Here is an 11134-nt window from a genome sequence, read left to right as displayed (position 1 = left end):
CCGACCATGGCAGTACCTGTTGGAATGACCGAACTCGTCAGACCTGCAAGCTCTTGCCGTAGATCGATTTCGTTGAGCCCCCCCGCCAACTTGGGCTGCATCGTGGCCGCCGATAGGGCGACGCTTAGCCCGGAAATGGTTCAACGTTTGATAACTTATTTTTGATAAATTAACATTTGATCGGTTCTAATAGATATCGAGCGGTGCCGCGATTGGCCTGAAATTTTGACGGGTGACCTATGGATTTCTCTCTTAAGTCCGTGAATGTGAAGCTTTCAGTTATCGTCGCCCTAGGCGTGTTAACTGCGACGGTGCCAGCGGCCGCGTACATTTGGCTAACGTCTCGAGCTGCAACGCTTGAGATGACCAATCAGATCATGCTTGACGAAGCAAAACAGTCCGCATCGTATGTCAGCTCGATAATCGCCGAATATGACGGTGCCAACCGCGCAACCGCGGCACTTCTCGCTGCGCGCTTTGAAGAAGGCAAGTTGGACCGGACGGCAATCGTCAATGCCCTGAGGGCAAAGCACGAGGCCATGCCTGAGAGCCTGAGCACATGGTTTATGGAAGAGCCAAAGGCGTTGGACGGTTCGCAAGTTCCAGATAATCCGGGCTTGGTTACCAACCATGAAGGCCTTTTTTCGCCCTCTTACAGTCAGGGAAAGGATGGTAGCCTGGAGCTAGCTACTTTTGAGCGGCTCGTCGATGCCGAATGGTACCGTTTGCCGACGACGTCAGGAAAGGGAGCGTTGACCAATCCCTTTATCTATGGTGTTGCCGTTGCCGACCCACCCTTGATTGCCGCTATCGTCTATCCGGTTAAGGCTAAGGAAAAGGTCATTGGCTTGACTGGTACCGCTGTCAATCTTTCCAGCCTTTCGGACGTATTGCAAAAGCTTGCTCCAATGGGGACGGGCCGCGTTATGATTTTGTCCAAAAAAGGCGAGTGGGTGGTCAATCCCGACAAGTCCCTGCTTGCTAAAGCCTATGGTGATGGCGAGGGCAGCGCACAGTTGAGAGAAGCAGTCGCATCCAACGAAGCCCGGCTGCTGCCGGCGATGTCGTGGCGGGATGGAACGAAGATACAACGGATCTTTTTGCCGTTCCGCGTCGCTAGTTTCGACACAACTTGGGTGGCTGTGGTCGATGTACCGCTCGAGACGATAAACGCTCCGCTTCACCATCAGTTGATGGCAATGTTGGTCGGGCTTGGCGCGATGATTGTTGTTATTGCGGGGATTGCTTGGACTATCCTCCGGATGGTTGGCCGCCCTATTCAACGTCTGGCGTCAAACATGGGAGTGTTGGCGACCGGGGACCTCTCAGCTGAAGTGAGCGGACTCAGCCGCCAAGATGAAATTGGCGCGATGGCCAAGGCAGTAGAGGTGTTCAAGGTAAACGGACTGCGCGCACTTGAGGTTGAGCGCGAGGCTGCCGCTATTCGTGGGCGAGCCGACAAGCAAAAGGCCGATGCCGAAACCTTGGAGCGAAACCGCAGCGAGGATATGGCAAAGGCGACGACAGGCTTGGCTCAAGGGCTGCGGCGTCTTGCCAGCGGTGATCTAACCTACCAGCTTAGCGAGCCATTTGCGCCGGATTTCGAAAGTCTGCGAACAGACTTCAATATTGCGGTCTCGCAATTGTCGGAAACTTTACGTTCGGTCGCCAATGCGGCTAGCGGCATTGACACAGGCAGCCGTGAGGTTAGCGCCAGTGCCAACGATTTGTCCAAGCGCACCGAACAGCAAGCGGCATCGCTGGAAGAAACGGCCGCCGCGCTCGATCAAATTACGGTCAATGTCGCCAACTCATCCAAGCGCGCCGAGGAAGCTCGCAAGACGGCCGTTCTGGCAAACGAAAGCGCTGCCCACTCGGGCAAGGTGGTTTCCAATGCGGTAGACGCCATGCAGAAGATCGAACGGTCTTCAAACGAAATCTCGAACATTATCGGTGTCATTGACGAGATAGCGTTTCAGACCAATCTTTTGGCTCTCAATGCAGGGGTCGAGGCAGCCCGAGCAGGAGATGCAGGCAAGGGTTTTGCTGTCGTGGCCCAGGAAGTACGTGAGCTCGCCCAACGCTCCGCAAAGGCTGCCAAGGAAATTAAGGGACTGATTAGGAATTCTTCAGCGGATGTGCAAAGTGGTGTCGATCTGGTTAGCGAGACGGGTAACGCTCTGAAGACCATCGAGGCCTACATCGTTACAGTCAATCAGCACATGGACGCGATCGCGACGTCGGCCAAGGAGCAATCGGTCGGCCTTGCTGAGGTAAACACCGCCGTCAACCAGATGGATCAGGTCACACAGCAAAACGCAGCTATGGTCGAGGAAACCAGCGCAGCCGGGGCGACGCTTGCAAATGAGAGCGGCCGACTCCGCGAACTCGTCTCGCAGTTCCAGCTTCCTGACGCTCCACAGTCGGCGCTGCCCACGACAGTGGGTTACAATCACGCGCCGGTTGCTTCGCCTGTGCATCGCATGACCAGCCGAGTAGCAAAAGCCTTCTCAAGCAATGCGGCAATCAAGGAAAGCTGGGAGGAATTCTGATACGGAGCGCGGCTGGGTTAGTGTGTCGCGAGCTGGTCCCATGGGGGTGTCAGGGGTTCTGAGTAGGCAGCGAAGTGCGTTCAGGAGTGAGCGCGAGCTTATCGTTCTTTGGGTTCCCGACGACGATCATGAAGCTATACAAGAACTCATTCGCGCCCGCTCAGCTGCGGTTGAGACAATCCACGGCTTCCTTGGCCGCCATCACTGTAGACGCCGGAAACGGCGTCGCTAATCTGCTAAGTTTCTCAATCGCTTCCTGAGATCGCAGCCGCTTTCCAGTTCGTAATTTACGGCCCGGACTACTTGCGACGCAGTTCGGACTAAGTCCTCATTTCCGGATGCCGTTGTTCCATCCGGAAGCCGCATATTGTTCTCAAAACCAACTCGCATATGTCCGCCCAGCAGGGTGCCCGCCGTAACGCACGCGACTTCATGACGGCCGAACGCACAGACGCTCCAATGCTCGAACCGTGGAATGCCTGTCGCCAGAAATGGCAGAAGATCTGTCGGATGCGAGGTCTGTCCTACCGTGTATCGCCCAAGGACAAAGAGCACCGGAATGGTGCGCCACGGGATGAGGCCACGCTTTTGCAAGTCCGCGAGCAACACGGCCTCGGAAGGGTCGTAGAGGATGATTTGCGGAAACACCCGCTCCTTCGACATCCATAGGAGGAGATCGCCGAAGGCAGCTTCGAACGAGGCGTCCGGGACAAGTTCACGTAGCGCGAGCGACACCGCTTCCGGACGTGTCTCCTTGACGACTGCAATCTGCTCGGGTGGCGTATAAAGACCGAGTGCCTCACTGGTTATCTGCACGACGAGGTCGTCGCCGGCACGTGACCGGATTGCCGACATCACCTCGCGGTATGCTCCCGCATCGAGAAGATGACTGCCGTCCTTCTTGCGAATGTGGACATGAATCATCGCGGCGCCCGCCTCTTTGCATCGAACGGCGGTCTCGGCAAGTTCCGTTGCTGTCAAAGGAAGGTTCGGGTGGTCCACCTTGGTCTTACGGCCTCCGTTCGGAGCAACGGCTATCGCGACCGAATTCAAACCAGTCTCAACACTCATGAAAAAGCGCTCTCAGTTGCGATCCATATAGATCATATCATACTTTTTTGAAACGTATGTTGCAACAGCCATACAAGCGGATTATAAATCGGACATGGAGCAAGCACCTCTTCGCCAAGCCATCATTGACACGTTCGACAGCATGTCCGCGCAATTGCAGACGGCGTCGCGTTATGTCCTCGACCACCCCCGCGATGTCGCCCTCCTATCCATGCGGGAGCAGTCGAAGCATGCCGGCGTCCAACCTGCGACAATGACCCGCTTGGCCAAACATCTCGGTCTCGACGGATACGATGCGATCCGCGCCTTGTATGCCGAGGCCGTGCGCGGCAAGGAACTCGGCTTTGCCGGAAAGGCCGGCGCTCAGGTCGCCAGCCAGAAACTTAAGGGTGACCATGCGCTCGCCGCAGACATACTCGCCTCGATCAGTACTCAGGTTTCCCAGTTGGCAGAGCCACAATCGTTGAACCGGATCGTTGAGGCGGCTACGCTGCTCGCCAAGGCGAGGCGCGTCTACTGCCTGGGACTTCGCTCAAGCCATTCAGTCGCATGGCAGCTACATTACATGATGACGCTGATCGGCGAACAGTCCGTGATGCTGGACGGTTTTGGCGGAACCGGTGCGGACGCCATTGGAAACGCGCGCAGTGATGACGTGCTGCTGGTTGCCAGCGTTCTGCCCTATACCCGCGCCACCATCGAAATCGCCGAATACGCCCACCAAAAGGGCGTTCCTGTAGTTGCGGTGACCGACAGCGAAGTGGCGCCTCTCGCCCAGTTCGCCACCGTCGCTGTGCACGTCCCGACCGAAAGCGCGTCCTTCTTCCATACGATGTCGCCGGCCTTCGCCGTTGCCGAACTCCTCGGCACTCTGATCGCTGGCAACGCGGGCGAGAACGCGGTCGAAGCGCTCAAACGGTCCGACGAACTGTTCGCTACGTTCAAAACCCATCTCAAACCGCGGAACCCGAAAAAACGGCCATGACCCATATTCTGCATCGCGCGATCCATTCGAGACTTCCCGTCGCAGTGCGCGGCCAAGGTATCGAAATATTCGATGCTGATGGAAAAGCTTACATCGATGCGTCGGGAGGAGCGGCGGTCTCCTGCCTCGGCCATGCGCACCCCGCAGTCCTTGCGGCATTGCATGAACAGCTCGATACGATGGCCTATGCTCACACGGGCTTTTTCACGACCGACGTCGCCGAACGGCTTGCCGACCGGTTGGTCGAAGACGCGCCGGCGGGCCTCGATCATGTCTATCTTGTCAGCGGCGGGTCGGAAGCCGTCGAGGCGGCGTTGAAGATGGCACGTCAGTATTTTGTCGAGAAGGGGCAGCCGCAGCGCCGGCACATCATCGCCCGTCGTCAGAGCTATCACGGAAATACGCTGGGAGCACTTGCCACGGGCGGCAACGAATGGCGGCGTTCGCAGTTTCGGCCCCTTTTGATCGAAACGCACCATATCGATCCCTGCTACACCTACCGGCTGCGGCACGAAGGCGAAAGCGACGAGGCCTTCGCCGCGCGGTCCGCTCGGCAGCTTGAGGACAAGATTCTCGAACTCGGCGAGGATCAGGTGATCGCTTTCGTGGCGGAGACGGTCGTCGGCGCCACATCCGGCGCCGTGCCGCCGATCGCCGACTATCTCAAGAGGATTCGTGCGATCTGCGACAGGTATGGCGTCCTGCTCGTCCTCGACGAGGTCATGTGCGGGATGGGCCGGACAGGTACGCTTCATGCCTGCGAGCAGGATGGCGTCATCCCCGATCTCATGACAATCGCCAAGGGATTGGGCGGCGGCTATCAGCCTGTCGGAGCCGTGCTTCTTTCGGGCAAGATCTTCGACGCATTCGCCAACGGCTCCGGTTTTTTCCAGCATGGACACACCTATATGGGCCATCCGATGGCCGCCGCCGCCGGCCTCGCCGTTCAAAACGTCATCCGCAACGATAACCTTCTGGCCAATGTCGTCGCCATGGGAGATCACCTTGAAACCCGGCTGACCGAACGCCTCGGCAACCATCGCCATGTCGGCGACATCCGCGGACGGGGGTTGTTCCGAGGCGTTGAACTCGTCAGGGACTGCTCCACCAAAGCGCCGTTCGATCCATCGGCAAAGCTAAACGTCCGCATTAAAAAAGAAGCGATGGTGCGAGGCCTGATGGTTTATCCGATGGGCGGAACGATCGATGGCCAAACGGGCGATCACGTTCTGTTGGCGCCGCCCTTTATTGTCACGGACAAGGATATCGAGACGATCGTCGAGCGTCTCGGCGACGCGATCGATGCGGCGGTCGCGGGCCTGGCATAAGCCTCCCCGACGGCTTGGCGATTGCATATTTAGGCAATCTGCTTCTGCTGTTTTCCTAACCGAAGCCGACCTCGAAGGAGGCCGGTTTTTTTCCGTCTAGCGCACACTCGGAAAAGGTTCTGTACACCCCGTTTCGGCCCAGCGTTTGCGTCGATGTGCGAGGTTAGTCGGCATTGTAACAATTTGTGATCCATTTGTTTCTTGATTAAAATATGTGGTCTACATGGATCAATTTTGATCGGACTGAGCATTTTGTGTGCGCACCCGGCAAGCAGTGGTTTCGCTTCCCGATGTCCGGACTACGCTAACCGGTTGGAATTTCACAGAATTACTCCGCGCGAAGGCCTTTGAGCGTCGAATTGGAAGTTTCCGTCGCCTGGAAGGGTCGGCTTTGTTTTTGATCCGCCCTACACCCTCTCGCCACGCAAACGCAAAGTTTGAATGCGACAACATCATAAATGCATTCTATATTTGCACATGTTAATCGAAGGCAAACGCCGAATGCTTTTGCCCAAAAAAGGGGAACTCACATGAAACTGAGATTTGGATACCTACTTTGTGCCGCTGTTGCAGCAACAATCGCATTCTCGCTTCCAGCGCGGGCCGCCGATCTAGTCGTTGCCACCGATACGGCATTCGTGCCGTTCGAGTTCAAGGAAGGCGACAAGTATGTCGGCTTCGACATTGATCTCTGGGATGCGGTCGCCAAAGACATTGGTGTCACCTACACACTGCAGCCGATGGACTTCAACGGTATCATTCCGGCCCTTCAGACGAAACAGGTCGATGTCGGGCTAGCTGGCATCACGATCAAGGACGAGCGCAAGAAGGTCATCGACTTCTCCGATGGCTATTATGACAGCGGCTTCCTGCTGATGGTTCCGACAGACAGCGCAATCAAGGGACCGGAAGATCTCAAGGGCAAGACGCTTGCGGTGAAGACGGGAACGTCCGCTACTGACTACGCGAAGGAAAACTTCAAGGATTCGGAGCTGCGCCTGTTCCCGAACAGCGACAACGCTTACCTCGAAGTTGCGACTGGCCGCGCCGATGCTGCGATGCACGACACACCGAACGTGCTTTATTATATCAAGACCAACGGCCAGGGCAAAGTGAAGACCGTCGGCGCCCAAATGATGGCGCAGCAGTACGGCATGGCGTTTCCCAAGGGCAGTGAACTTGTCGCCAAGGTCAACGCCTCGCTGGCCAAGCTGAAGGCCGACGGCACCTATACCACCATCTACAAGAAGTGGTTCGGCACAGAACCGCCGAAGAGCTGATCTCCAACGAGATTACCAGCGCCGGGTGAGCCGGCGCTCCTTCCTCGCATGGAGATGATTTCTATGGAATTCGAATGGTCCGTCGTCTGGCAGGCACTGCCGGAACTGTTCAAGGGCGCCCAGCTCACGGTCCTCATCGCGCTCGCCGGTCTCGCTGGAGGTCTGGTTATAGGCATAGGTGCCGGCCTGATGCGTGCCTACGGCAATGCCGTCCTTAACGCCATTGCCTTCATCTACATTGAGATCATCCGGGGCACGCCGATTATCGTGCAAGTGATGTTCATCTACTTCGCCCTGCCGCTGCTTGCCGATATTCGCATCAATCCGCTGATGGCAGCCATCGTGTCGATTGTCTTCAACGCCGGCGCCTACATCGCCGAAATCGTCCGGGGGGCGTTCCTGTCCATCCACAAGGGATTGAAAGAAGCCGGGCTCGCGCTGGGTCTACCGCTCTGGAAGGTGCTGTTTTATGTCATCGGACCGCTGGCCTTCCGGCGCATGATCCCAGCACTCGGAAACCAGTTCATCGTCAGCTTGAAGGACACGTCGCTGTTCATCGTCATCGGTGTCGGCGAACTGACCCGCCAAGGCCAGGAAATCATGGCGGCGAATTTTCGCGCCGTCGAAATCTGGTCAGCCGTTGCCGTCTTCTACCTGATCATGACCGGAACGCTGACCCTCATCCTGCGCGTAACCGAAAAAAGAATGCGAATCCTATGAGCCTCGTCGAATTCAAAAACGTCACCAAGAACTTTGGGCCGATTTCGGTCTTGAAGGACGTTGATCTCAAAATTGGCGAGGGTGAAGTCGTCGTCTTGATCGGTCCGTCCGGATCCGGAAAGTCCACTCTGCTGCGCTGTATCAATGCGCTCGAGGAGATCAACGGCGGCGATTTGATCGTCGATGGGATCAGCGTGCGGGAAAGCCGCGCCAAGGTCCGGCTGATCCGGCAGGAAGCAGGTATGGTGTTTCAGCAGTTCAATCTGTTCCCACAAATGACCGCGCTTGAGAATGTTGCATTTGGTCCTCGCAGGGTCCGCAACCTGAGCAAGGCGGACGCAACCAAGCAGGCAACGGCCCTGCTTGCAAAGGTCGGCCTCGCGGATCGCGGCCACCACTATCCGTCGGAATTGTCCGGGGGACAGCAGCAGCGTGTCGCCATTGCTCGCGCCCTGGCGGTGAAGCCGAAGTTGATGCTGTTCGACGAACCGACGTCGGCGCTCGACCCGGAGCTGCGCCATGAAGTGTTACGCGTCATGCAGGCGCTGGCTGAAGAGGGTATGACGATGATCGTGGTGACGCACGAGATCGGTTTCGCCCGCAAGGTCGGAACGCGGCTGATCTTCATGGAAAACGGCAACATCGCCGTCGACGGCGATCCGGCCGTTCTTCTCGACAACCCCGCAAATCCACGCCTCCGCGAGTTCCTACAGCATGTCCATTGACATCGACTACCGCCTTGCCAGCCTGACCCTTTCGGGAAGCCACTATGATATCGGACAAGGTCTCGGTCGTCAGGGCGCGCGCCTTGTTCACGGTCACCTCGTCAAGACACATGCCTGGGCGACGGTCATGTCGTTCAAGCACGACGACCGCATACGGATGGCAAGGTCATTGGTCGAGGAGCGCTACCCGCGGTATTGGCAGGAACTCTCAGGCTTGGCGGACGGGCTGCAACTCTCGCTCGACGAGATCTTTGCATGGAACTGCAGGGGCGACGTCTGGGCGATGGCACCGGATGGCTGCACTACCGTCCAGATACCGGGTCCCATTCCGCTCATAGCCCACAATGAAGACGGCGATCCGGGGTTACGGTCAGGATGCGCTCTGGCAAGCATCATCCCGGACCAGGGTCAGCCGTTCACGGCATTCGTCTATCCGGGATCGATACCCGGGCATACATTTGCGGTGAATGGCAGTGGTCTGGTGCTGACCGTGAACAACATCCGCTCAACGCGTGCCGGAGACGGAATGCCACGCATGGTGCTGACCCGCGCCGTTCTCGACTGCGCGACGATCGACGCCGCTCTGATTTTGCTGTCTGAGGCACCGCGCTCCGGCGCATTTCACCTCACACTGGCACAGGCAGGGCAATCCCGCCTGGCCAGCGTCGAGTTCACCCATGCGAATTGTTCGATCGCTGAGATCACCCACCCATCCGTCCATGCAAACCATCTTGTGCATGCAAAGATGACATCAGAACCGCAAATCATAACGGGGTCATCCGGCTCGCGGCAGGAACGCGGTCAGGACATTCTCGCAGCAAACAATGGTTCACCGGACCCGTTGTCCATCCTATGGGATCGAGAGCGTTTCGCTCTTCCGATCTACCGCACCCAGCCGGACGATCCCGATAACGAGAACACACTTGCGACCGCCATCTTCAAAATCGGCAAGGACAGCGTCGATTGGGCTGTTTATGATGGGGCGAGATCGGCGGCTCGTTTCGAGAATACTGGCCTGCAGATCGCGACAATGTGACATCGAGGCGTACGCATGGTTTTGACGGATGGGGCGGTTGGGTTTGCAAAACCGGCGACAATCGAGGAACTTCGAAAACTCACTGTGAGCATCAACCGTGAGAACGCTAACATCTCTCTCGGCAACAAGGCCCTCGACGTGTTGGCGAAGCTGGTGGACACACCAGAGCAAACCGCGGTTCGAACCATATCTGAATTGGCCGAAACCCTCGGAGTGAACCCGTCGACACTGACGCGGCTTTCACAGAAGCTTGGCTTTGCCGGGTTCAGCGATTTTCAAAGTGTTTTCCGCCAGGCGTTTTCTGCGGACGATCGGTATTTTTATAGCCGGCAGGCGGGGCGACTTCTTTCCACGAAGGAAGACAGTGAGGAAGAGCTGCATATCTTCGACAGACTTGGTCTTGAGACCAAGAACAACATCGACGGATTTCTGACGCAGCTCGACCCCAAATCGCTGCTTGAGGCTGCGGATCTGTTAGCAAATGCGCGGCGCGTCAGAGTCCACGGCGTTCGTCAGTTTCATGCGTTTGCGAGCTTTCTAACTTACGGACTGGGGATGTTGCGGCGCGATGTTTCGCTGCTGGATGCGCCTCGTCTCGGCGTTGCCGAAGCCTTGGCGCAACTGGAAGAGGGTGACGTCGTGGTGGTGGCAAGCTGTGCACCATATACGCGCAGTGTCGCGAACGTGGCGGAAGTCGCAGCGAAACTCGGCCTCATCGTCATAGCGGTGACGGATACACGCGCCTCCCCTCTCGTTGGGCCGTCGCAGCACGCATTTTTCGTGCCCCATGCGAGCAGCTTTTTCAGCAACAGCATGGGTGCGTACATCGTGTTTTGCGAGGGTCTGCTCAATCTCATCGCGCGCGAAATGGGTGATCGCGCCATGACCGGGCTTGCTGCGCGAGAAGCGCTGATCAAGTCCATGAAAGTGGAGATTTAGCTACCACCGGCGTGACGGCCAACCCAAAAGGTTCCGTTCCGCGCCGAAGCTTGTCGGCATCACCGGACTAATGTCGGATAATCCGTGTAACCACGTTCCTCACCCTGGTAGAATGTCGCAGGATCCGGGTCGTTGAGTGGGGCGCCGTGGCGGAAGCGCTCGATCAGATCCGGGTTTGCCAGGAATTTCGTACCAAAAGCGACCAGATCGGCTGCGCCAGCAGTTATCGCGGCCTCGGCGCTGTCGGCGTTAAAGCCGCCGTTGGCGATGTAGGGACCGCCGAACGCCCACTTGAGCGCGGTATAATCGAAGTCCGGATCGCCGATCTGCACGACGTGAAGATAGGCCAGCCCATATCGACCCAAGGTTTGAGCCGCGTGGCCGAACGTGGCGGCCGGATTGCTGTCACTCATCGAGAACACCGGAATGGTTGGCGACAGGCGCACGCCGATACGATTGGCCCCGAAGACCGGAATGATCGCTTCCACAATCTCTTTA

9 protein-coding genes and 1 pseudogene are annotated in these 11134 nt (G+C 57.5%); 8 read left to right on the top strand and 2 right to left on the bottom strand.

Going from position 1 to position 11134, the window contains the following annotated elements; genetic code table 11:
* The first annotated feature begins 362 nt into the window (after window positions 1-362).
* Entirely contained in the window at window positions 363-2552 is a 2190-nt protein-coding gene (locus tag JTP94_RS10490) for a methyl-accepting chemotaxis protein (RefSeq protein ID WP_204850435.1), read from the top strand.
* Window positions 2553-2780: 228 nt separating this feature from the next.
* Here JTP94_RS10490 and JTP94_RS10485 read toward each other — a convergent pair whose 3' ends face one another.
* The gene (locus tag JTP94_RS10485) at window positions 2781-3623 is read right to left on the bottom strand and encodes a 3-keto-5-aminohexanoate cleavage protein (RefSeq protein ID WP_204850434.1); all 843 of its coding nucleotides are present in this window, start codon (window positions 3621-3623) and stop codon (window positions 2781-2783) included.
* 94 nt (window positions 3624-3717) lie between these two features.
* On the opposite strand from JTP94_RS10485, the gene JTP94_RS10480 reads away from it, so the two are divergent.
* The 7 genes from JTP94_RS10480 (at window position 3718) to JTP94_RS10450 (ending at window position 10636) form a co-directional block, all read left to right on the top strand.
* Window positions 3718-4608, top strand: coding sequence for a MurR/RpiR family transcriptional regulator (locus JTP94_RS10480; RefSeq protein WP_204850433.1), 891 nt, complete (start codon window positions 3718-3720; stop codon window positions 4606-4608).
* The gene (locus JTP94_RS10475) at window positions 4605-5936 is read left to right on the top strand and encodes an aspartate aminotransferase family protein (RefSeq protein WP_204850432.1); all 1332 of its coding nucleotides are present in this window, start codon (window positions 4605-4607) and stop codon (window positions 5934-5936) included. Before JTP94_RS10480 ends, JTP94_RS10475 begins: the two co-directional genes overlap by 4 nt.
* A gap of 530 nt (window positions 5937-6466) precedes the next feature.
* Window positions 6467-7216 carry a glutamine ABC transporter substrate-binding protein GlnH gene (gene glnH, locus JTP94_RS10470; RefSeq protein ID WP_204850431.1) on the top strand — a complete coding sequence of 250 codons (750 nt, stop codon included), beginning with the start codon at window positions 6467-6469 and terminating at the stop codon, window positions 7214-7216.
* Window positions 7217-7279: 63 nt separating this feature from the next.
* Window positions 7280-7936 (top strand): glutamine ABC transporter permease GlnP, encoded by a 657-nt coding sequence (gene glnP / locus JTP94_RS10465; RefSeq protein WP_204850430.1) that lies wholly within the window; start codon window positions 7280-7282, stop codon window positions 7934-7936.
* Entirely contained in the window at window positions 7933-8661 is a 729-nt protein-coding gene (gene glnQ, locus JTP94_RS10460; protein WP_204850429.1) for a glutamine ABC transporter ATP-binding protein GlnQ, read from the top strand. Before glnP ends, glnQ begins: the two co-directional genes overlap by 4 nt.
* Window positions 8651-9697, top strand: coding sequence for a C45 family peptidase (locus JTP94_RS10455; RefSeq protein WP_204850428.1), 1047 nt, complete (start codon window positions 8651-8653; stop codon window positions 9695-9697). The genes glnQ and JTP94_RS10455 overlap by 11 nt, the downstream gene beginning before the upstream one ends.
* 15 nt (window positions 9698-9712) lie before the next feature.
* Window positions 9713-10636, top strand: a complete 924-nt coding sequence (locus tag JTP94_RS10450) for a MurR/RpiR family transcriptional regulator (protein ID WP_204850427.1) — start codon at window positions 9713-9715, stop codon at window positions 10634-10636.
* Window positions 10637-10695: 59 nt separating this feature from the next.
* Here JTP94_RS10450 and JTP94_RS10445 read toward each other — a convergent pair.
* Window positions 10696-11134, bottom strand: a pseudogene (locus tag JTP94_RS10445) (alkene reductase); the annotation flags it as partial.

This window comes from Martinezella lusitana, from assembly GCF_016901135.1.
Lineage (GTDB): Bacteria > Pseudomonadota > Alphaproteobacteria > Rhizobiales > Rhizobiaceae > Rhizobium > Rhizobium lusitanum_D.
The sequence above is the reverse complement of the archived record's forward strand: the minus strand, read 5'-3'. Positions and strand labels throughout refer to the sequence as shown.